This window comes from Noviluteimonas lactosilytica, assembly GCF_020866925.1.
GTDB classification, from domain to species: domain Bacteria; phylum Pseudomonadota; class Gammaproteobacteria; order Xanthomonadales; family Xanthomonadaceae; genus Noviluteimonas; species Noviluteimonas lactosilytica.
On the sequence record NZ_JAJGAK010000003.1, the window covers coordinates 369,563 to 390,869 of the forward strand.

Here is a 21,307-nt window from a genome sequence, read left to right on the forward strand (position 1 = left end):
TACCGCGGCCGGCTCATTCCATCTGGCTGTCGAGCGGCTCGATGTAGATCTTCTTCGCTTCGTACAGCGCCAGTCGTTCCTGCACTTCGCGCGACTGCTTCACGATGTCCGCCGAAGCGTTCGCGTAGCCGGCGATGATCTTCTGCCACTGGTCCACGACCTTCTTCTGCAACTCGACCGCGCCGGCGAAATCGCCGCTCGCCGCGCGGCACGCCGCGACGGTGTCGACGTATCCCCAGTTGAGGTCTTCGATCGCGCCCATCTCGGCGACGATCTGCATGCCGGCCTTGCCGTCGCGGAAGCCGTCGACCTGCGTGGTGCAGTAGGCCCACGCGAGGTTGTTCGCTGCAGCCTCGTCCTTGTTGCGCACACCCTTGTGCCAGACCTCGACGGCCTTCGCGCGCGATGCGTCGGTCGCCTTCTTGTAGAAGAGCCAGTAACCGTAGTCGGCGGTGATGGCGTCCGAATTCCCCGCGAGTGCGCGCTCGGCCCAGCGAGTGCCTTCGGCTTCGTCGACCGGACCGAGCCTGCCGTTGAGCAGCGACGTGCCGAGCAGCGCCTCGGAATCGTGGTCGCCCTGCTTCGCATCCGACTCGAGCAACGCACGTGCGCGCACGATGTCTTTCGGCGTGCTGTCGTCGCGCATGAAGCCGACCGCGAGCAGGCGGCGCGCTGCGGCCTGACCGTCGATCTCCAGTGCCTTGTAGAGCGCGGCGGCGTCGCCATCGGCGCTCGCGCCGGGCATCTTGCGGTCGTACAGCAACGCCAGGTCGGCCGCCGCGAAGCGGTCCTCGGCATTGATCACGCCGTCGAGCAGCCAGCGTTCGGCGGCCGCGCCGTCGTTGGCCGCCTGCGCCTTGTACGACAACATGCGACCGGCGAACGAGGAGCCGCCGTGCGCGGCTTCCTCGAACATGCGCAGTCCCGCCGCTTCGTCGTGCGGGCCGTCGGCGGCGTACGCGATCCGGAAGGCTTCGCTGGCCTGCGCGTCGGGATCGCCCGCTTCGGCCGCCTGCTTCAACCAGCGTGCGTGCGCAGCGTCGTCTTTCTTCGCTTTCGCCCAGTCGGCCAGCATCGCGAAGCCGTCGCCGCGGCCGTTCTGGCTGCGGCGTTCGAGGAAGGCGATGTCCTTGTCGGTGAGCGCTGCGGTCTCGTTGTCCGCGAGCATGGCGCGCAGGCGCATCATCGTCGCGTTCTCGTTGCCCGCGGCTTCGGCGCGAGCAAGGCGCGCGGCGAGCGCCGCGGGCAGAGGTTCGTCGTGGAGGTCGTACCAAAGCTGCAGGTAGGCGACGGACGCCCCCATGTTCGACCAGTGCGCGTCGGCGCGATCGAGCAGCTTGTCGGCGACGGCGGCATCCTGATCGACGCCCACGCCGTTCGCGTAGGCCCAGGCGAGCAGCATGGTCTGGTAACCGTAGTTCTTTTCCGCGTACGGCAGCAGCGTGTCGACGAAGCCGTCGGCGCAGCGCTCCGGGGCGTTCTCGCGTTCGCACAACAGCAGCCAGAAGCGCGCCGACATCACGCCGCCGGCGGTCGCGCCGCGACGTGCGATGTCGCGCCTCGCGGACGGGTCGGCGGTCTCGCGCGCTTCGCGCCAGGCGACCGCGTCGGTGGCTTCGGGGTGGTTGGCATCGCGCGTGACGTCCAGCAAGCTCTTCGCCACCGACGTGCGGAGGAACGGGTACTTCGCTTCGGGATTCCGCAGGATCGCGGTCGTTGCATCGAGGAAGTCGAACGAGAGGTGGCGTTCGACCTTGCGATCTTCATCCCACGCAGCGACGACGATCGGCATGTAGCGATAGATGCGCCATTCCGGGTAGTACGCGTACAGGCCACTCAGGCCCGCGGTGACGACCACCGCGCGCGCATCGACCGGCCGCAGCACGCGCGCCGGGCGGCCGGACCGCGACTCGCCGGTCTGCGACAACGCCAGTTTCGCGAGCGCGGCAACGGCGGCGGTTTCGCGTTCGGCCGTCGCCTGGTCGCCCGTGGCGTCGGCGCACAGCATCGCGGTGCGATGCAGGGCAATGCTGACCGGCACGCGCTCCACCGCGCCGCGGACCGCGGCGGCGTGCGTGCGGCACGCGTCGGCATCGACTTCGTTGTCGCTGTAGCCGACGTCATCCATCACGTTGTACGCATCGAAGATGCCCTTCGATCCGTCGGCATTGGCCAGGAAGTGGTCCCACGCGGCAGCAGGATCGCGCGCGACGTCGGGCGCGGCCGCGGGCGTCGGCGTCGCGGCGTGCGCGCTGCACGCGGCGAACAAAGCCAGCGCCAGGACGGAGGGGAACAGCTTGTGCATCACGGAGCTCCTTGCGTCGTGTTCGAGGTGTCGCCACTGCCGCTGTCCAGGACATCGCGCAGCAACGACTTCAGGCGTTTGTCGCGTTCGCTGGCTTCCAGCGTCGCGGCCGGCGGTGCGAAGCGCAGGCGTGCCGAAAGCGCGTCGCGCACCTTGCGCATCTGTTCCAGGTGCGCGGTCGCACGCGCGCCATCGATATCGGACGCCGTGACCTTGAAGTCGTACACCACCTTCACGGTCTCGCCGTCCTTCGAAATGTCACGCGCGAAATCGAACGCGGGCGAACTGTACTTCTCGTGCTCCGGCGCGACGGTGGCGCGCCAGCCCTGCGGCGCGGCGATCGAGACTTCGTGGCGATAGGCCGCCGGCGTGCCCGTTTCCATCGGGCCCTTGCGCGCCATCGTCGATGGCAGCTGGCTGATGCCGTCGAGCGTTTCGGCCCACACGTCGAGGCCGCGAATGTTGCCTTCCACCTCGAACGGCGCGCGCAGCACGTAGCTCTCGGACATCTTGAGCACGTTGGCGTTGCGATCGTCGACGACCTTCGGCGCCTGCACCGACTCGAGTTCGCCGAAACGCTTGCGGTAGTAATCCGCGTAGCGGCGTTCCATCTCGTCGGGACGCGAGCCCGCGAGGCTGCTCCGCGCGTAGTTCGCGTTCATGCCGCGGTAGGTCGTTTCGATCTCCAGCTTGAGGCTGCCGTCCTTGCCTTCGGGCGTATAGCGCTCGACGGTGTCCATGCCCGCCTCCGCCTTTGCCGGCGGTGCGATCTCTTCGAGCGCCGTCGTGCCCGCGACAATCGGCAGGCCCACGCCGTAGTCGCTCAGGTCGAGCGTGCGGGGATCGCCGCCCTGCTGCGTCATCGTCGGATCGACCCATACCGGCTTGTCGTCGATGGTCGCGCGCACGATGACGTGGTTGAACGCCGCCGCGGTCGGTTCGATTTCGCGAAGCCCGCGGCCGCGCGTGGTCGACACCAGCGCGGGCACGCCCCGGATGTCGAGCTGCGCGAGGATCGTCGAAAGCAAGTACGCCTTGTCTTTGCAGTCGCCGTAGCGACGGGGCCAGGTTTCGGAGGGGTCGGCGGGGCGGTGGGTATTGCTGCCCATTTCAACGCCGAAGTAGCGGACTTCGTCCTGCACCGCGCGCAACGCCGCGGTCAGGCGCGCGTTCGCGTCGGGCAGCTTGCGCCATTCCGCGATGCGCGCCTGCAGGTCCGCAGGCAGCGCGCCGGCTGCCGGATACAGCGGCATCGCCCATGCGACGACGTCGTTCCATCCGCGCGCGGGGCCGAGGTGCAGGCGCGGCGACGGATCGAACCACACCGGGTAGTTGCCTTCGTCGACCACGGGCGTTGCACCATGTACATCGAGCGTGGCTTCCACCGCGTCGGGTTCCTTCAGCACCGTCGGCGCGGGCGCGCCGTTGCGCTGATGCACCTGCACCTGGGTGCCGGGGTCGTACAGCACGCGCATGTGCAGGTCGTGCATCGGGCTGCGCCAGGCCGTGGCCACGCCATCCCAGCCCTGTCCGGCGAGGATCGGGTTGCTGCCGGTGATCGTGTAGCTGACGCGCACGACGTCGCCCACGCGCACGTCGTCGAGGACGATCAACGCGGTGACGCGGCCGTCGGACAGGTCGTTCTCGAAATCCGTTTCGCGACGCGCGAGCGATATCTTGTCGGGCAGCAGGCGGTCCTCCCACTTGCCGTCGCGGCGCAGTGCCACGGCGTGCAGCACGAGGCGCTGGTATTCGGGGTTGAACTCGATCTGGTACTTGCCCGCGTCGCGCACGTTGCCCGTCGTGCGGGATTCGTACGCGTAATCGGTGTACGACGCATCGATACCGCCACGGTGGTCGGTCTGTTCGTCGTACAGCCAATAGCGCCAGACCTTTTCGTCGGCGCCGGGCGCCTTCGGATCCCACGTCGCCGCGACCGGATGCGGTTCGACGAAGGCCGGCGCCGGCCCGACGTAGAACTTGAAATCCCCGCGCTTGTGTTCGACGTCCGCCTGTTTGACGTCCGCCGACCAAGCCGTTCCGCAACACGCAAGGCCCATCGCGAGGGCCAACGCCAACGTCCAGCGCTTCATCGGTACTTCCGTGCTTGATTTCCCCGGCGCCAGCCTACACCGGCCCGCGGCGGCACGGATGCCGCGGGCCACCGGGTCTCACGAAATCAGATACCGCGCGACTGCAGGGCCGCTACCGCAGGTAGCGTCTTGCCTTCGAGGAACTCGAGGAACGCGCCGCCGCCGGTGGAGATGTAACCGACGTCGCCGGCGATGCCGTACTTGTCGACGGCCGCGAGCGTGTCGCCGCCGCCGGCGATCGAGAACGCATCGGACTGCGCGATCGCGCGCGCGAGCGCTTCGGTGCCCTTGCCGAACGCGTCGAACTCGAACACGCCGACGGGTCCGTTCCACACGACGGTGCCGGCCTTCATGACGATGTCGGCGTAGGCCTTCGCGGTGTCGGGGCCGATGTCGAGGATCATGTCGTCGGGGCCGACGTCGTCGACCGACTTCACCGTCGCCGGCGCATCGGCGGCGAACGCGGGCGCGACGACGACGTCGGTCGGCATCGGGATGTCCGCGCCGCGTGCCTTCGCATCGGCCAGGATCTTGCGCGCCGTGTCGACAAGGTCGGCTTCGTACAGCGACTTGCCGACCGGCTTGCCGATCGCGGCGAGGAAGGTGTTGGCGATGCCGCCGCCGACGATCAACTGGTCGACCTTCGACACGAGCGAGCCGAGCAGTTCCAGCTTCGTCGACACCTTGCTGCCGGCGACGATCGCGAGCAGCGGGCGTTTCGGCGTTTCCAGCGCGCGCGCCAGCGCGTCGAGTTCGGCCATCAGCAACGGACCGCCGGCGGCCTGCTTCGCGAACTTGATGACGCCGTGCGTCGACGCCTGCGCGCGATGCGCGGTGCCGAAGGCATCCATGACGAACACGTCGCACAGGTCGGCGTACTTCTTCGACAGCGTCTCGTCGTCCTTGCCCTCGCCCATGTTCATGCGGCAGTTCTCGAGCAGCACGATCTCGCCGGGCGCCACGGTGAAATCGCCGCTGAGCCAGTCGCGCACCAGGCGCACTTCGCGGCCGAGGCGCTCGGAGAGACGTTCGGCGACCGGCTTGAGCGAGTCGTCCTCGGTGAAGTGGCCTTCGGTCGGGCGGCCCAGGTGCGACATCACCATCACCGCGGCGCCCTGATCGAGTGCGGACACGAGCGTCGGGAGCGCGGCGGCGATGCGCTGTTCGGAGGTGACTTTGCCGTCCTTGATCGGCACGTTGAGGTCTTCGCGGATCAGCACGCGCTTGCCGCGCAGGTCGAGGTCGGACATCCGGACGATGGGCATGGGGCGCGCGCCTTGGCGAATCTGAGGGGCGCACATTGTACCGGCCCCATCCGGGGCGGGCCTTCAGAGCGAGACCCGGTTCCTGCCCTGGTGCTTCGCGCGGTACAGGGCCGCATCCGCGCGCGCCAGCATCACTTCCGGGTCGTCGCCGTCTTCCGGGAGGTTGGTCGCCACCCCGATGCTCACCGTCAGCACGCCCACCGGCGAGCCGGCGTGCGCGATGTCGGCGTGCAGCACGCTCGCGCAGATGCGCTCGCCCACGCGCACCGCCTGCTCGAGCGTGGTGTCGGGCAGGAACACGATGAATTCTTCGCCGCCGGGGCGCACGATCACGTCGTCGCGATGGTAGAGCGCGCTGCGCACGGCGCCGGCGAAACGCTTGAGCGCGTTGTCGCCGCGCGGATGGCCGTAACGGTCGTTGTAGGCCTTGAAGTGGTCGATATCGAGGGCGAGCGCCGACAGCATGGTTCCGTTGTCGCGCGCCTCGCGCCACAACTGGTTCGCCGCTTCGCGGAAGCCGCGGTAGTTGAGGCAACCGGTGAGCGCGTCGGTGCGGCTGAGCCGATCGAGTTCGGCGACGACGTTGCGCAATTCGGCGGTGCGCTGCGCGATCTCGCGTTCGCGCGCGTCGACGACCTGTTCGAGCGACGCGCGCAGGCGGCGCTGTTCCTCGAGGCTGCGACTGGTCGCGCGATAGGCGTCGGCCATGCGGTCGCTGAGCGAGTTCATCGCGTCGGCGAGCGGCGCGAGTTCCTGCGGCATCGACTTCGGTTCGATCGGCGAGGAGGCGTGTTCGAGTGCGAAGCGCTGCATCTGCACCAGCAGCTTGTGCACGCTCATCGACAGGCGGCGCATCTGCCACCACGCGATGCCGAGCACGCCCGCGGCGACCGCGACCAGCAGGCCGAGCATCGTCGCGATCGTGCGGAACAGTTGCGCGTCGAGGGTTTCCTTCGGCATCAGCACCAGCAGGCGCCAGCCGCTGTCGAGACCCATCGCGATCGCATACGCATCGGCATCGTCGTGCAGCACGCCATCGACGCGTTGCCAGCCCGCTTCGGGTGCACCCGGTGCGACGGCGCCCAGCGCCTTGCCGCCGCCGGTGGCGTCGAGCCGATCCATCGCCTGGAACGGCAAGCCGCTGCTCGCATACGCGACCTGGCCGAGGCGATCGACCAGCACCGCTTCGTAACCGTGCGTGCGCAACCACGCCACGCGCGCACCGGCGAAGGCTTCCACGCGCATCGCGCCTTCGACGATGCCGGCGAAGCGTTCGTTCACGCGGATCGGCGATGCGACGCAGGCGAGCGGCGGCTGGTTCGGCGCGGCGCGGTACACGTCGGAGCTGGCCGGCGCGTCATCGCGCGCGACCAGGTCGAAACACGGGCCGGGGGACACGCCGGTGCGATCGGCCGGTTCGGCGGCGATCACGCGGCCCTGCGCATCGAGCACGCGCATGGTGGCGAACGAGGGGTACTGGTCGCGCAGGCGGCGCAGGTCGCCGGTCCAGCTGGCGCGGTCGGCGAACGCGCCGCGGTCTTCCATCGCTTCCGCACCGCGGCGCGCGGCGAGCACGCGCGTCGCCGCGCCATGCACCTGCAGGAATTCGTCGAAGCCGCGCGCACTGATCTCCGCGGCCGATCGCAGTTGCGTCGCCGCGTCGGTGCGTTGTTTCGCAGACTGGCTCCACGCGAGCAATGCGCAGAGGATCAAGGCGGGCAATACCACCGCGACGACCAGAAGACGCGCGAAGTCGCGCCGCAGCGCCCAGTCCGGACCTGCCGACCGGATACCGATGGGAACCGCCGCCGCCATGGATGCCAAGCTACCGATGTGCCGTGGACGCGGCAACGGGGAAACGCCCCGCGAGGCGGCACTACGTCGCAAAACGACGCGACCCCGCCGAAGCGGGGTCGCGATGTGAAGACCGGGCCGTGACCCGTTCCTCAATGCAGGCCGCGGTCAGCCCTTGGCGATGACCTTGACCATCTCGAGGCACTTGTTCGAGTAGCCCCACTCGTTGTCGTACCAGCTCACCAGCTTGACGAAGGTCGCATCGAGCGCGATGCCGGCTTCGGCGTCGAAGATCGACGTGCGCGCGTCGCCGCGGAAGTCGGTCGCCACGACCTTGTCTTCGGTGTAGCCGAGCACGCCCTTCAGCGCGCCTTCCGACTGCGCCTTCATTTCGGCGCAGATCTCGGCGTAGGTCGCCGGCTTGTCGAGTTCCACCGTCAGGTCGACGACCGACACGTCGGAGGTCGGCACGCGGAACGACATGCCGGTGAGCTTCTTGTTGAGCTCCGGGATCACCACGCCGACGGCCTTCGCAGCGCCAGTGCTCGACGGGATGATGTTCTCGAGGATGCCGCGGCCGCCGCGCCAGTCCTTGTTGGACGGACCGTCGACGGTCTTCTGCGTCGCGGTCGCCGCGTGCACGGTGGTCATCAGGCCGCGCTTGATGCCCCACTTGTCGTTGAGCACCTTCGCGATCGGCGCGAGGCAGTTGGTGGTGCACGACGCGTTGGAGACGATCGCTTCGCCGTTGTACTTCGCGTGGTTCACGCCGTAGACGAACATCGGCGTGTCGTCCTTCGACGGGGCCGACAACAGGACCTTCTTCGCGCCCGCGTCGAGGTGCTTCTGCGCGGTGGTCTTGTCGAGGAACAGGCCGGTGGATTCGATGACGACGTCGGCGCCGACTTCGTCCCACTTCAGGTTGGCAGGGTCGCGTTCCTGGGTCAGGCGGATCTTCTTGCCGTTGACGATGAGCGCACCGTTCTCGACCTTGACGTCGCCCTTGAAGCGGCCATGCACCGAGTCGTACTGCAGCATGTAGGCCAGGTAGTCCGGCTCCAGCAGGTCGTTGATCGCGACGATCTCGATGTCGCTGAAGTTCTGCACGGCAGCGCGCAACACGTTGCGGCCGATGCGGCCGAAGCCGTTGATACCAACCTTGATCGCCATGGAAGCTCCTGGAGCGAGGGGAATGAATACCGGAGAAGATCGAGGGTCGCGGTGGCCCGCGTCCCGGGAAGCCCGGTATTTTAGCGACTCCCTCCCCCACGGCCACCTGTATGACCCGGTTTCCGCACGCGCTCGCCCCCCTCGCCGTCCTCGTGGGGGCCCTGCTGGCCGCGCCCGCGGCCCATGCGTGGAGCGCGCTCGGGCACCGGATGGTCGGCGAACTGGCGTCTCGCCACGTGAATGCCACGACGCAGGCGGAGATCGCGACGCTGCTGGCCGGCGAGCCCGACCCGACCCTCGCCGGGGTCGCCACCTGGGCCGACGACCTGCGCGACAACGACCCGGCGCGCTTCAAGGCCACTTCGCGCTGGCACTACATCAACACGAACGACGGCACCTGCGACTTCGACATGGCGCGCGACTGTCCCGACGGCCAGTGCGTGGTGGGCGCGGTCGAAACGCAGCGCGCGATCCTCGGCGACCGCACGCAGCCGCTGCAAGCGCGCCGCGACGCGCTGAAATTCCTCGTCCACTTCGTCGGCGACATGCACCAGCCGATGCACGCGAACAACCACCAGGACGCCGGCGGCAACAAGTACCAGATCAGCCTCACGACGACGCTCGCGCCCGAGGCCTACGCGAAGAAGCACTACGTCGACGGCGTGATGGGCACCAACCTGCACTCGGTGTGGGACTACTACATCCTCGGCGAGGTGGGCGTCGACAAGCCCGGTCATCCCGGCCTCGGGCTCGCGGGCTATGCCGATCGCCTCGATGCGCTGCCGTGGCCGCCGGAATCCGGCGCGGTCAGCGAACCGATGGCGTGGGCGAAGGAGTCCTGCCGCCTCGTCGATGCGCGTTCGTTGTATCCGCAAGGACACAAGCTGGATCGCGCCTACCTCGACGCGAACCGGCCGCTGGCCGAGCAGCGCGTGCGCCAGGCCGCATGGCGGCTGGCACGGCTGCTCGACGACACGCTGGGCGCGCCGGCGCCCTGACCCCAAACGCAGGAGCCACGCCATGCGCCCCGACGTCGCCGCCTTCCACGATCCCGCCACCGGCACCTGGAGCTACGTCGTATCGGACCTGGCGACGCGCAAGGCGGCGATCATCGATCCCGTGCTCGACTTCGACGCGAAGGCCGCGCGCACGACGCACGATTCGGCGCAGAAGCTCGTCGACCACGTGCGCGCGAACGACCTCGACGTGCGCTGGCTGCTCGAAACGCACGCGCACGCCGATCACCTGTCGGATGCGCAATGGCTGCTCGAACAGTTTCCCGGCGCGACGCTCGGCATCGGCACGGGCATCCGGCAGACGCAGCGCAGCTTCGCGCCGGTGTTCGAGTTCGGCGACGACGTGGCGCTCGACGGATCGCAGTTCGGTCGCCTGTTCGAAGCGGGCGACCGGTTCGCGATCGGCGACATCGACGCCGAGGTGATCGCCGCACCCGGCCACACCGCCGATTGCGTCGCGTATCGCATCGGCGACGCGCTGTTCTGCGGCGACACGCTGTTCATGCCCGACGCCGGCACCGCGCGCACCGATTTCCCGAACGCCGATGCCGCCATGTTGTATCGCACGATCCAGTCCTTCTACGCGCTGCCCGACGACACGCGCGTATTCGTCTGCCACGACTACGGCCCGAACGGGCGCGAAGTCGCGTGCGAGACGACCATCGGCGCGCAGAAGCGCGACAACACCCACCTGCGCGCCGACACATCGGAAGCCGAGTACGTCGCGTTGCGCCAGGCGCGCGATGCGACGCTGCCGATGCCGGCGCTGATCCTGCAGTCGTTGCAGGTCAATCTTCGTGCGGGGGCGTTGCCGCCGCCATCGGGGAATGGCGTGCGCTATCTCAGGATTCCCCTCGACCGCGTGTAAGGAAACACTGATCCATGACGGAAGCCGAATGGGCCGCCGCGGCCCTGTTCTTCATCGTCGCGACGCTCTATTCGTCGGTCGGCCACGCGGGCGCGAGCGGATACATCGCCTCGATGGCGCTGCTCGGCTTCGCGCCGGAACAACTGCGCCCGACGGCGCTTGCGCTGAACCTGCTCGTCGGCGGCATCGGGTTGTTCCGCTTCTGGCGCGGCGGGCAGGTGAAGTGGCGCAACGTGTTGCCGTTCGTGCTCGCGTCGGCGCCGGTGGCGTTCTTCGCGGCGCAGATCAAGTTGCCGAAGGAAGCGTATTCGACTCTGCTCGGCGTCGTGTTGCTGGTTGCCGCGATCGGCATCTTCCGCAGCGCATCGCGCGCCCAGGTGCAGGATCACGCAGCGGAAGGACGTCGCGTGCCGTGGTCGCTCGGGTTGCTCATCGGCGCCGCGATCGGACTGCTGTCGGGCCTCACCGGCACCGGCGGCGCGATCTTCCTCACGCCGCTGCTGTTGTTCGCGCACTGGATGCCGACGCGCGAGGCAAGCGGCACGTCGGTCGCATTCGTCTGGATCAATTCGCTCACGGGCCTCGCGGGCTTGTTGAGCGCCACCGGCACGTTGCCGACCGCGTTGCCCGCGTGGCTGGTCGCGGTCGCCGCGGGCGCGTTGCTCGGGACGCAGTTCGGCCTGCGATGGTTGCCTGTCGCGCGATTGCGACAGGCGTTGGGCGTGGTGTTGCTGATCGCGGCGGGGAAACTCCTGTTCGCGGCGTGAGCGTTCTCCTCGAGAATCAGCGCTGAATCGCATCTTGCCCGGTTTGCGGCTGGCGGGCGGGCGGAGTAGGATCGCCCCTCGAAACAGCCCTACAGCGCCCCATAGCTCAGCACCCATTCGCCGGGTGGTCTAGGGGATTGCCGAGGGGGCTGTTTTTTTATGCCCGCGTTGTTCGCACTTGCGCGCAGGCAAGCCCTTCGGGATGACGTCGAAGACATGCACGTATCCGAACGCGTCGGACGTGATGGGGACGATCAGTTCGAAGTCGCACGACCAGCGCGCATCGACGGCAGGCAGGATAAGGAACGGGCGTCCATTCTCCTGTACTGCAACTTCCGCGACATCCGAGCAGCCGGCGACCAACCATTCGACGAAGTCAGTCGGGTCGAAGCCGTCCTTCAACACGCGGCTCGCATACCCGTGGCGCGGCTTGAGATCGAGCACTCGCGGGCATTCGTAGGGCTTCCCCCAATACGCTGTCAGATGCCTCGTGAGATGCGCCTGCTGCAAGCGCGTCAATGCAACGGCCTGTTTGGCCGTCGCATTTTGCGGGACGCCGGACACTGCCACGTGCTCGACATAGCGCAGCAACCAGCGGTGCGCATCAGCCGTGATCGCCACGCCGCAACATTCCGAATTGATGGAATCCGGAATGTGCGTGAGCGGTTCCTGCTCGCTAAGGTGTCGAGAGACTCGACGTCAGCCTGCTCTTTCGTCTCTCGTTCATGACGCTTGGCTTCTTCGACGAGCGTCGGTTCGCGTCCGTCAGCGCAGCGACTGCGCCACGCGCACCACGTTCTCGACCGTGAACCCGAAGTGCGGGAACAGCGCTTCGGCCGGCGCGCTCGCGCCGAAGCGATCGATGCCGATCACCGCGCCGTCGAGGCCGACGTACTTGCGCCAGAAGTCGGTGACGCCGGCTTCGATGGCCACGCGCTTGCGACAGGCGTTCGGCAGCACGGCTTCGCGGTACGCGGCGTCCTGGCGATCGAACACGTCGGTCGAGGGCATCGACACGACGCGCACGCCGTCGCCGAGTTGCGCGGCGGCCTGCATCGCGAGGCCGACTTCCGAACCGGTGGCGATGAGGATCAGTTCCGGCGCGCCGACGCTGTCGCGCAGGATGTAACCGCCACGACGGATGTCGGCAACCTGCTGCGCGTCGCGCGGCTGGTGCGCGAGGTTTTGGCGCGTGAACACCAGGCAGCTCGGACCGTCGTGCTGTTCGATGGCCGCGCGCCAGCACACCGCCGATTCGACGGCGTCGCACGGGCGCCACACGTCGTTGCCGGGGATGTAGCGCAAGGAGGCGACGTGTTCGATCGGCTGGTGGGTCGGGCCGTCTTCGCCGAGGCCGATCGAATCGTGCGTGTACACGTGGATCGCATGCGCGCCCATCAGTGCGCTCATGCGCACGGCGTTGCGCGCGTAATCGCTGAAGACGAGGAAGGTCGCGTCGTACGGGATGAAGCACTCGTGCAGGCCCATGCCGTTGCTGATCGCGGTCATCGCGAACTCGCGCACGCCGTAGTACACGTAGTTGGCGTTGGCGTCGTCGCTGGTGACGGACTTGCTGCCCTTCCACAGCGTCAGGTTCGAATGCGCGAGGTCGGCCGAGCCGCCGATCAGTTCCGGCAACAGCGGGCCGTAGGCTTCGAGCGCCATCTGCGAGGCCTTGCGCGACGCGACGACCGGGCCGTCGGCCTGCAGCTTCGCGATGTACGCATCGGCGGCGGCGGCCCAATCGTCCGGCAGTTCGTTGCGCGCGCGGCGCACGAGTTCGTCGGCGAGTTCGGGATGGCGCACGGCGTAACCGTCGAACAACGTGTTCCACTGGTCTTCGCGCACCAAGCCGGCGTTGCCCGCGCGCCAACCGTCGCGGATTTCCTGCGGGATCTCGAACGCGCCGTGGTTCCAGTTCAACGCGGCGCGCGTCGCGGCGATTTCGTCCTTGCCCAGCGGTGCGCCGTGCGAGGACTCCTTGCCGGCCTTGTTCGGCGAACCGAAGCCGATCGTGGTACGCGCGCAGATCAGCGTGGGCTTGTCGCTCGATGCGAGCGCCGCGTCGACCGCGCGCTTGATCGATTCACTGTCGTGGCCGTCGACGCCGCGGATCACGTTCCAGCCGTAGGCCTCGAAACGCTTCGGCGTGTCGTCGGTGAACCAGCCCTGCGTGTCGCCGTCGATCGAGATGTGGTTGTCGTCCCAGATGGCGATGAGCTTGTTGAGGCCCCACGTGCCTGCGAGCGACGCGGCTTCGTGCGAGATGCCTTCCATCAGGCAGCCGTCGCCCATGAACACCCACGTGTGGTGGTCGACGACTTCGAATTCGGGGCGGTTGAAGCGCTGCGCGAGCAGCTTTTCGGCGAGCGCCATGCCGACGGCGTTCGCGAAGCCCTGGCCGAGCGGGCCGGTCGTCGTTTCGACGCCCGGGGTCATGAAGTTTTCCGGGTGGCCCGGCGTCTTCGATTCGAGCTGGCGGAACGACTTCAGGTCATCGATCGAGAGGTCGTAGCCGGACAGGTGCAGCAACGCGTACTGCAGCATCGAGCCGTGGCCGTTGGACAGCACGAAGCGGTCGCGGTTGAACCACTGCGGGTTGTTCGGGTTGTGGCGGTAGTAGTCGTTCCAGACGACCTCGGCGATGTCGGCCATGCCCATCGGCATGCCGGGGTGCCCGGACTTCGCGGCCTCGACCGCATCGATTGCGAGGAAACGGATGGCGTTGGCGAGGTCGCGGCGGCTGGGCGTCGGCATGGCGGGCGGGCGTCGGGGATGCGGCAAGGGACGCGCATTGTCCCATACCACCCGGCCCGGACCCGCTCCCGGACGACGAGGCTCTACGGGGCAGCGGCCGTTTCGCCCGCGCCGAGGTCCGGTTCGCCCGACGCGACCAGCGTGGCGAGCGTGAGGTCGCCGGTGACGTTGAGCGTCGTGCGGCACATGTCGAGGAAGTGGTTGACGCCGAGGATCATGCCGATGCCGACGGGGTTGACGCCCACCATCGAGCAGATCAGCGCCACCACCGGCAGCGACCCCGACGGCACGCCGGCCGTGCCGATGCCGCCGAGGATGCACACGACCATCACCATCGCCTGCTGGCCGAGCGAGAGGTCCACGCCGAAGAACTGCGCGAGGAACAGCACCGTCACGCCTTCGAACAGCGCGGTGCCGTTCTGGTTGGCGGTCGCGCCGACGGTGAGCACGAAGCGCGCGATGCGGCGCGGCAGGCCGAGTTCTTCTTCCGCCACGCGCAGCGCGGTCGGCAGCGTCGCATTGCTCGACGCCGTGGAGAACGCCATCACCATCGCTTCCTGCGCGCCGCGGAAGAACTTCAGCGGCGACTTGCCCGCGATCACCTTCAACGCGACCGAATAGCTGACGAACTGGTGCAGCGCGAGCGCGAGCACGACCACGCCGACGTACGCGCCCAGGCGGATCAGCAGGTCGAAGCCGAAGATCGCCGTGAGGTTGAACATGAAACAGAACACCGTGACCGGCGCCAGGCGGATCACCAGGCCGATCAGCGTCATCGAGATTTCGAGGAGGCCTTCGACGCCGCGCTTCAACACGTCGGTATGCGGCGACGGCGTCAGCACCAGGCCGATGCCGAACATCACCGCGAAGAACATCAGCGACAGGATCGTGCCGTTGCTCGACGCGGCCGCGATCACGTTGTCAGGCACGATCGACACCAGCATGTCGATGCCGCGCGGCTGCGTGCCGACGCTGGCGACGATTTCCTTCGCGCGATCGGCGTTGTCGGCGAGCAGTTGCTGCGCGAGCGCGGGATCGACGCCGGCGCCGGGCTGCAACCAGTTCACGAGCGCGAGACCGAGCAGCACCGCGACCGCCGACAACACGACCGTGTGGGCCAGCGTCTTCCAGCCGATGCGGCCGAGCGCGCGCACGTCGCCCATCTCCGCGATGCCGACCACCAGCGCGGAGAACAGCAACGGCACGATCAGCATGAAGATCAGGCTGAGGAAGATCTTCGACACCGGCGTGGTCACGTAGGTCGTGAATGCCTGCACCCACGCGGCTTCGTGCGCGCCGGTCGCATGCACGATCAGCCCCGCGACGATGCCGACGGCGAAGCCGATCGCGATCTTCGTATGCAGCGGGAAGCGCTTGCGGGCGGGCATCGAAGTCATGCGGCGGGTCCGTCGGCCGCGGACCGTCCGCGGGATCGCCGGGACTGTAACGCGCCGCTCAGGCCGGGGGATAGAGCGGCGGCAGGGGGTCGGGCACGCGCGGGCCGCGCGCGGGGGCCGCCACGCGCACCCCCTTGGCGAAGACGCGGCGCAGGGCTTCGCGTGCGATGCGCGGGTCGGCGCCGGCCCAGCGCGCGCGCTGCAGGAGTTCGAGCGCGTCGCGCTGTGCGTCGTCGTCGATGCGTGCAAGCAATGCGTCGATGTCGGCGGCGGGCGGCGTCACCGAGGCGCAGAGGGCATCGGCGATGTCGCCGAGGTCGCCGTCGGCCAGGGCACGCTTCAAGTCGGGACGCGGTGGTGGCGCGGGTTCGGCGTCGTCGTCCTCGTTCGGCGCATGCGGTTTGCGACCGAGCGCCCACAGGAACGTCAGCAGCCACAGCAACGCGAATGCGGCAGCGGCCGCGGCCCACGGGAGCACGCGCCCCTGGATGCCGGGGATCGCGATGCGGCCGTCGTCGGTCGAGGTCGCGGCCTTCGCATCGGGTCCGCTCGCATCCGGCGCCGCGGCGACATTGCCGGCCACGCCGGGCGCGACCTGCAAGTCGATCGGCGGCAACGTCGCGGTGCGCACGACGCCCGCGCGCACGTCCCACCATTCGATGCGCGGCGCGTCGATGCGCAACGCACCCGCGCGCGTGGGCACGATCGAGAACGTGCGCGACACGGTCGTGCGCGGGCGGCCTTCGGCGAAGGATTCGTCGGCCTGCGTCGATGCAGGAAAGACCTGCGCGGCGCCGGCCGTCGTCAGTCGCATCTCCGGCACTTGCGCGGCGACCGCGCCATCGGCGACCGCTTCGACCTGCACCGTCGCCGATTCGCCGGCGCGTGCGTTGCGCGGCAACGCGACGTAACGCAGGCGCAGGTCTTCGAGCGGCAACCACGGTTGCGGTGCATTCGCGGGAATCGGGCGCACGCGCACCACGCGATCGGGCGCGTTCGCGGCGAGCGGCGTGCGGCCGTCGCCGAACAGGTCGTCGAAGAATCCGCCCACGCCCTGCCCGCGGAAACGCGCGCCTTCCAGCACGACGCGCCCACTGCGTTCGGGCACGAGCAGGAAGCGGCGCTCGACCACGTTGTAACGCCGCCCCGACATCTCCTGCGAGTACTGCAGGTCCTGGCCGACCTTGCGCAACGTCGCGCCCTTCGGCGCGGGCTGGTCGAGATCGCCGGATACGAGCGGCACCGCGTAATACAGGCGCACCTTCAAACCGACCGCTTGCTGCACGTAGGGATCGGCGTGATCGATCTCGGTTTCGATGAAGGCCACGTCCCCGGCGCGCGCGGGCACGCGGCTGGCGGGCAGCACGGTGAGCGTGATCGGCGGCGTCGTGCGGTTGCCGACCTGCAACGCAGGAATGGTGAACACGCCTTCGCGACGCGGCTGCAGCACGACCGAGTACTGCGTGTGCATGGTGACGCGGCCATTGACCGCACTCGCGCTGCGCTGGCTCGAATGTCCGCTCAATTCGAAATCGCGCAGCAACGGCGCGTAGTCCGGCGCGCTGTCGAGCGACTCGGCGGCGATGTTGAGCGTCGTCGTCTCCCCTGCTTCGATGCGGTCGCGATCGAGCCACGCGCGCACCTGCGCATGCGCGGCGGGCACGACGAGCGCCAACAGGAACAGCAGGGCGACGGCGAAACGCTTGTGCATCATTCGCCGCCCTCCAGTTGGCGGCGTTCGTATTCGAGGCGGAACTTCGCGCGCAGCAAACCGCCCGGATCGTCGGGCACGCGGCGCAGCCACGCGTCGTTGGCGAGGCGGCGTTCGCGGTCCTGCGGCGATTCCTTGCGCGCTTGCTGCTTGCCTTGCTGTTGGCCCTGCTGGCCTTTTTCGAGCGCCTGCCGCATGCGTTCGCGTTGCGCGGCGTCGGCGGCGCGTTGTTGTCGTGCGTCGGCGGGGGTTTCGGGCTTCGCGTCGCCGGGTTGCGGGGATTGCGGCGTGCCGGCCTGGCGTTGCTGCGCCTTGTCCTGCTGCGCCTTGTCCTGCTGCGATTGCGCCTGTTGCTGCGACTGCGATTGCTGCTGTTGCGATTGCTGCTGTTGCTGCGACGGCTGTTGCTGCGACTGCCCGTTCGCCTGCTTCTGGTCCTGCTGGTCCTTCCGGTCCTGCTGCGAGCGCGGATCGTTGTTCTTGCCCTGCCCCTGCGGCGGCTTGCGCTTCATCGCCGCTTCGACCGCGCGGCGGTTGGCGATCGCGTCCTGCATGCCGGGTTGCGCGCGCAGGGCGCGATCGTAGGCCTGGATCGCCTGTTCGTAATGGCCCTGCTTCGCGAGTGCGTTGCCGAGGTTGTATTGCGCGTCGGCGCCGGGCACGCCGTCGTACGCCTGCTGCGCGTTCGCGAAGTCGCCGCGGCGATACGCGGACTCGCCCGCGTCCATGCGCTGCGTCGCGACCTGGTCCGCGCGGCGCCACAACGTGCCTTCCGGTGCGGGTGCGGTGGACTGCGCCCGTGCGAAGCCCATCGGCACGCACAGCACCACGAGCATCGCGGCGACGCCCGCGCCACGGCGGAAGGCGAACAACGCGAGCAACATCAGCGGCGGGATCAACCAGTAGCCCGCGTCTTCCCAACTGCGGCCTGCGCGGCCTTGCGTCGATGTCGCGTCGGCCGCCTGCGCCTGCAGCACGCCGAGCGCGCGCAGATCGCCGTCGTCGATCGACAGCGGGACGAACGCGCCGCCGCCCGCGCGCGCGAGTGCACGCAACGATCCGGCGTCGAGCGCCGCATTCGCACCGAGGCCGAGCACGGAGACGCGCATGCCCGGCTTCGATGCATTCGACGCCGCGGCGTTCGCCGCATCGTCGCCGCGATCGGTGAGCAGCAGGATGTCGCCGCGATCGAAGCCGGCCTGGCGCAACAGGTCCACCGAACGCCTGATCGCGCGGTCCGGGCGATGGCCGTCCACCGGCATCACGTCGGGCTGCAACGAATCGAGGAACAACGCGACATTCGCCGCGTCGTCGGTGAGCGGCGCGACCGTGTACGCGTCGTCGGCGAAGGCGAGCAGGCCGACCTGGCCGGCATCGCGTTCGCGCAGCAGCGTGGCGATCTTCGCGCGTGCCTGCAGTAAACGCGACGGCGGCAGGTCGGGTTGCAGGGTGCGCGTCGACAGATCGAGCGCGATCACCAGCGGCGTGCGGCTCTGCCACGCCGGTTGCGGCACCTGTTTCCACGCGGGACCAGCGAGCGCGAGCACGGCGAGTGCGTATGCGAGCAGCACCGCGACCAGCGCGCTGCGCGTGCGCACGTTCGATGCAGGTTCGAGCAGGTGCGGCAGCAGATGGGGATCCACCGATGCGCGCCACGCGTTGTCGCGCCGCGCGCGATGCATCCACAACCACGCGATCGCCGGCAGCGCGAGCAGCGCCCACAACCACGCGGGGCGCAGGAAATGCAGCATTTCGATCTCGCTCATGCACGCCTCCGCAGCGGCACGGCCGCGAGCGCGGCGAGTGCGAGTGCGATGCCGAGCGGCACGGGATAACGTTCGATGCGCGGGCGCACCGCCTGGCCGGGGCGTTTCACCGGTTCGAGGCGATCGATTCCCGCGTAGATGCCTGCGAGCGATTCGGTGTCTCGCGCACGGAAGAAGCGGCCGCCGGTGGTGCTGGCGATGCGTTCGAGGCCCGCTTCGTCGATTTCATCGGGCCCGCCGCTCGGCATCGGCAAACGGAACCCGAACACCGATACGCTACCCTCGCCGCCGAACGCCACCGTGTGCACGCGCACGTTGGCATCGCGCGCGAGTTCGGCGGCCTTCGCGGGTTCGAGCACGCCGGCGGTGTTCACGCCGTCGGTGAGCAGGATCACGACACGCTGGTCGGCGGGTTGCGACTGCAGGCGCTTGACCGCGAGCGCGAGTGCGTCGCCGAGTGCGGTTTCGCGCCCCGCGAGGCCGACGACGCTGTCGTCGAGTTGCTGGCGCACCGTCGTGAGGTCGAGCGTGAGCGGCGTGAGCGTGTAGGCACGCTGGCCGAAGACGAGCAGGCCGACGCGATCGCCGCCGCGTCGATCGAGGAAGTCCGCGAGCACCGCCTTCGCGGCGGTGAGGCGATCGACGGGTTGTCCGCCGAGTTCCATGTCCTCTTCGCTCATGCTGCCGGACAGATCGACCGCGAGCATCAGGTCGCGGCCCGCCTGCGGCGGCACGATCGGCGGACCGAGCGCCTGCGGCCGCGCGCAGGCGATGACGAGCGCGAACCATGCGAGCCACGCGAGCAAGCCCGCGCCGCGCCCGCGCAACGCATGCCCGCCGCGCGCCTGCGCGACCGCATCGATGTGCGCGCCATACGGCACGCGCAATGCGGCGGAAGCGGAACGGCGCCGCGGCAACACCCAACGCGCGAGCAACGGCAGCGGCAACGCGAGCAGCGCGAGCGGCCACGCGAACTGCGACAGCCACGCGGACTGCGCAAGCCAGGCGGGGAGCGCGGACGACAACATCAGTGCATCCACTCCAGGTAACGCTTGCGTGCCCGCGCGCGCAGATCGTCGACCGCACCGGCATCGACCTTGCGGCGGAAGGCGCCGTCGAGCAGCAACGCGCCCGCGTCGCCGGCGAACAGGGCCTGCTTCGCGCCAGCATCGAGGTGCGCACGCCACCGGTCGCCTTCGTAACGATCCGCATCGGGATCGCGACGGCGCGCGGCGCGGCGCAGGAGTTCGGAGATCGCGGCGACCTGCGCGCTCGGCGTCGCGGCGTGCGCGAGCGCATCGTCGAACACGCGCGCGATGGCGCGGCGTCGCATCGCGCGACGTCGGATGAACACGAACGCGATCGTCGCGCAGGCGACGACCGCCGCCAGCACGAGCCACCATCCCGGCGCGAGCGGCCACCACGGCGCCGCGGGGGCGGCGTGCACGTCGCGCAGGACGAGGTCGGCGGGCGAGTTCATGTCAGGCGACGCTCGCCTGCGGACGACCCCAGCCCGCGAACCACGCGTCGCTCGGCGCATCGGTCGACAGCACCTGCACGCGCACGCCGCGCGCGGGCAAGGCTTGCAGCGCGGCTTCGATGGGTCCGGTGAATTCCTGCCGCCAACGCTGGCGTTGCGGCGCGCTCGCGAGGTCGAGTTCGACGCGATGTTCGCTCGTCGCGAACGGCAACGCCGCCTTCGGCGGATCGCGTTCGAGCGGATCGACGAGCAGCAGCACCGTGGTGTCGTGGTGCAACGCGAACGCGGGCCAGCGATGCGGTTCGATCGCGGCGATGCTCGACGGATCGGCGAGCACGACGAGTCGCGAACCTGGACGCAGCACGCGCGCCGCATGGTCGAGCGCGACACTCAACCCAGCGTCGTCTTCCGGCGGCTTCGCGTACCAGCGAACGAGCGCGTCGAGGACGCGCAGCGCGCCGCGCGGACCGCCGGCGGGCGGGATCGGCGCTTCGCGCTGGCTGCCGCGCAACGCGGCGAGGCGATCGCCGTCGCGCAGCGCGGCCCACGCCGCGATCGCGCCGGCGCGCGCGGCCTGCACCGACTTGAAGCGCACGCGCGTGCCGAAGTACATCGTCGGCGCCGTGTCGGCGACGATCAGCGTCAGGCGTTCGCGTTCGGCCTGGAACAACTTGGTATGCGGGCGCCCGCTGCGTGCGGTGAGGCGCCAGTCGATGTGGCGCGCGTCGTCGCCGATCGCGTACTCGCGCGATTCGGCGTACTCCATGCCGCGTCCACGCAGCGGCGACAGCGCATGGCCGGACACGCCGTGCCGGCCACGCCGCGCCTCGCGCCGCCCGAGTGCGAGCGCGCGCAGACCGACGAGTTCCTGCAGCGTGGGTGCGATGCCTTCCTGCGGGGGCATTGCGATGGGCATGG

General features: G+C 69.1%; 16 protein-coding genes. 3 read left to right on the forward strand and 13 right to left on the reverse strand.

The window, feature by feature from the left end; all coding sequences use genetic code 11:
* Window positions 1–13 precede the first annotated feature (13 nt).
* The 5 genes from LK996_RS13715 to gap form a co-directional block, all read right to left on the reverse strand.
* Entirely contained in the window at window positions 14–2,305 is a 2,292-nt protein-coding gene (locus LK996_RS13715) for a tetratricopeptide repeat protein (RefSeq protein ID WP_230527921.1), read from the reverse strand.
* Window positions 2,305–4,398 (reverse strand): DUF3857 domain-containing protein, encoded by a 2,094-nt coding sequence (locus LK996_RS13720; RefSeq protein WP_230527922.1) that lies wholly within the window; start codon window positions 4,396–4,398, stop codon window positions 2,305–2,307. The genes LK996_RS13715 and LK996_RS13720 overlap by 1 nt, the downstream gene beginning before the upstream one ends.
* Before the next feature lie 86 nt (window positions 4,399–4,484).
* Window positions 4,485–5,663 (reverse strand): phosphoglycerate kinase, encoded by a 1,179-nt coding sequence (locus LK996_RS13725; RefSeq protein WP_230527923.1) that lies wholly within the window; start codon window positions 5,661–5,663, stop codon window positions 4,485–4,487.
* Between the two features lie 63 nt (window positions 5,664–5,726).
* On the reverse strand, window positions 5,727–7,478 hold the full coding sequence (locus LK996_RS13730; protein WP_230527924.1) for a sensor domain-containing diguanylate cyclase: 1,752 nt from the start codon (window positions 7,476–7,478) through the stop codon (window positions 5,727–5,729).
* A 147-nt stretch (window positions 7,479–7,625) separates the two neighbouring features.
* On the reverse strand, window positions 7,626–8,627 hold the full coding sequence (gap, locus tag LK996_RS13735) for a type I glyceraldehyde-3-phosphate dehydrogenase (RefSeq protein WP_230527925.1): 1,002 nt from the start codon (window positions 8,625–8,627) through the stop codon (window positions 7,626–7,628).
* A 110-nt stretch (window positions 8,628–8,737) separates the two neighbouring features.
* Here gap and LK996_RS13740 point away from each other — a divergent pair, with 110 nt between their 5' ends.
* Genes LK996_RS13740 through LK996_RS13750 form a run of 3 tightly spaced genes read left to right on the forward strand, consistent with a single transcriptional unit; the run spans window position 8,738 to window position 11,278 of the window.
* Window positions 8,738–9,625: a S1/P1 nuclease gene (locus LK996_RS13740; protein ID WP_230527926.1), complete on the forward strand. Its 888-nt coding sequence runs from the start codon at window positions 8,738–8,740 to the stop codon at window positions 9,623–9,625.
* Between the two features lie 22 nt (window positions 9,626–9,647).
* The gene (locus LK996_RS13745) at window positions 9,648–10,511 is read left to right on the forward strand and encodes an MBL fold metallo-hydrolase (protein ID WP_230527927.1); all 864 of its coding nucleotides are present in this window, start codon (window positions 9,648–9,650) and stop codon (window positions 10,509–10,511) included.
* A 14-nt stretch (window positions 10,512–10,525) separates the two neighbouring features.
* Entirely contained in the window at window positions 10,526–11,278 is a 753-nt protein-coding gene (locus tag LK996_RS13750) for a sulfite exporter TauE/SafE family protein (RefSeq protein WP_230527928.1), read from the forward strand.
* A gap of 129 nt (window positions 11,279–11,407) precedes the next feature.
* Here the strand turns inward: LK996_RS13750 and LK996_RS13755 are convergent, their stop codons facing one another.
* The 8 genes from LK996_RS13755 to LK996_RS13790 all read right to left on the reverse strand — a co-directional run bounded on the left by LK996_RS13755 (window position 11,408) and on the right by LK996_RS13790 (window position 21,305).
* The gene (locus LK996_RS13755; RefSeq protein WP_230527929.1) at window positions 11,408–11,899 is read right to left on the reverse strand and encodes a hypothetical protein; all 492 of its coding nucleotides are present in this window, start codon (window positions 11,897–11,899) and stop codon (window positions 11,408–11,410) included.
* A gap of 144 nt (window positions 11,900–12,043) precedes the next feature.
* Window positions 12,044–14,035 (reverse strand): transketolase, encoded by a 1,992-nt coding sequence (gene tkt, locus LK996_RS13760; RefSeq protein WP_230527930.1) that lies wholly within the window; start codon window positions 14,033–14,035, stop codon window positions 12,044–12,046.
* 83 nt (window positions 14,036–14,118) lie between these two features.
* Window positions 14,119–15,432: a dicarboxylate/amino acid:cation symporter gene (locus LK996_RS13765; RefSeq protein ID WP_230527931.1), complete on the reverse strand. Its 1,314-nt coding sequence runs from the start codon at window positions 15,430–15,432 to the stop codon at window positions 14,119–14,121.
* A 58-nt stretch (window positions 15,433–15,490) separates the two neighbouring features.
* Entirely contained in the window at window positions 15,491–17,146 is a 1,656-nt protein-coding gene (locus LK996_RS13770; protein WP_230527932.1) for a BatD family protein, read from the reverse strand.
* Complete coding sequence (locus LK996_RS13775; RefSeq protein WP_230527933.1) at window positions 17,143–18,909, reverse strand: VWA domain-containing protein; 1,767 nt, start codon at window positions 18,907–18,909, stop codon at window positions 17,143–17,145. Before LK996_RS13775 ends, LK996_RS13770 begins: the two co-directional genes overlap by 4 nt.
* Window positions 18,906–19,937 (reverse strand): vWA domain-containing protein, encoded by a 1,032-nt coding sequence (locus tag LK996_RS13780; RefSeq protein WP_230527934.1) that lies wholly within the window; start codon window positions 19,935–19,937, stop codon window positions 18,906–18,908. Before LK996_RS13780 ends, LK996_RS13775 begins: the two co-directional genes overlap by 4 nt.
* Entirely contained in the window at window positions 19,937–20,389 is a 453-nt protein-coding gene (locus tag LK996_RS13785; RefSeq protein WP_230527935.1) for a DUF4381 domain-containing protein, read from the reverse strand. Before LK996_RS13785 ends, LK996_RS13780 begins: the two co-directional genes overlap by 1 nt.
* A 1-nt stretch (window position 20,390) precedes the next feature.
* Window positions 20,391–21,305, reverse strand: a complete 915-nt coding sequence (locus LK996_RS13790; protein WP_230527936.1) for a DUF58 domain-containing protein — start codon at window positions 21,303–21,305, stop codon at window positions 20,391–20,393.
* Window positions 21,306–21,307 lie beyond the last annotated feature (2 nt).

Bases quoted from the DNA above. Each gene is read 5' to 3' on its own strand.
- LK996_RS13715 (WP_230527921.1), bottom strand. From the start codon at position 2,305: ATGCACAAGCTGTTCCCCTCCGTCCTGGCGCTGGCTTTGTTCGCCGCG.
- LK996_RS13720 (WP_230527922.1), bottom strand. From the start codon at position 4,398: ATGAAGCGCTGGACGTTGGCGTTGGCCCTCGCGATGGGCCTTGCGTGT.
- LK996_RS13725 (WP_230527923.1), bottom strand. From the start codon at position 5,663: ATGCCCATCGTCCGGATGTCCGACCTCGACCTGCGCGGCAAGCGCGTG.
- LK996_RS13730 (WP_230527924.1), bottom strand. From the start codon at position 7,478: ATGGCGGCGGCGGTTCCCATCGGTATCCGGTCGGCAGGTCCGGACTGG.
- gap (WP_230527925.1), bottom strand. From the start codon at position 8,627: ATGGCGATCAAGGTTGGTATCAACGGCTTCGGCCGCATCGGCCGCAAC.
- LK996_RS13740 (WP_230527926.1), top strand. From the start codon at position 8,738: ATGACCCGGTTTCCGCACGCGCTCGCCCCCCTCGCCGTCCTCGTGGGG.
- LK996_RS13745 (WP_230527927.1), top strand. From the start codon at position 9,648: ATGCGCCCCGACGTCGCCGCCTTCCACGATCCCGCCACCGGCACCTGG.
- LK996_RS13750 (WP_230527928.1), top strand. From the start codon at position 10,526: ATGACGGAAGCCGAATGGGCCGCCGCGGCCCTGTTCTTCATCGTCGCG.
- tkt (WP_230527930.1), bottom strand. From the start codon at position 14,035: ATGCCGACGCCCAGCCGCCGCGACCTCGCCAACGCCATCCGTTTCCTC.
- LK996_RS13765 (WP_230527931.1), bottom strand. From the start codon at position 15,432: ATGACTTCGATGCCCGCCCGCAAGCGCTTCCCGCTGCATACGAAGATC.
- LK996_RS13770 (WP_230527932.1), bottom strand. From the start codon at position 17,146: ATGATGCACAAGCGTTTCGCCGTCGCCCTGCTGTTCCTGTTGGCGCTC.
- LK996_RS13775 (WP_230527933.1), bottom strand. From the start codon at position 18,909: ATGAGCGAGATCGAAATGCTGCATTTCCTGCGCCCCGCGTGGTTGTGG.
- LK996_RS13780 (WP_230527934.1), bottom strand. From the start codon at position 19,937: ATGTTGTCGTCCGCGCTCCCCGCCTGGCTTGCGCAGTCCGCGTGGCTG.
- LK996_RS13785 (WP_230527935.1), bottom strand. From the start codon at position 20,389: ATGAACTCGCCCGCCGACCTCGTCCTGCGCGACGTGCACGCCGCCCCC.
- LK996_RS13790 (WP_230527936.1), bottom strand. From the start codon at position 21,305: ATGCCCATCGCAATGCCCCCGCAGGAAGGCATCGCACCCACGCTGCAG.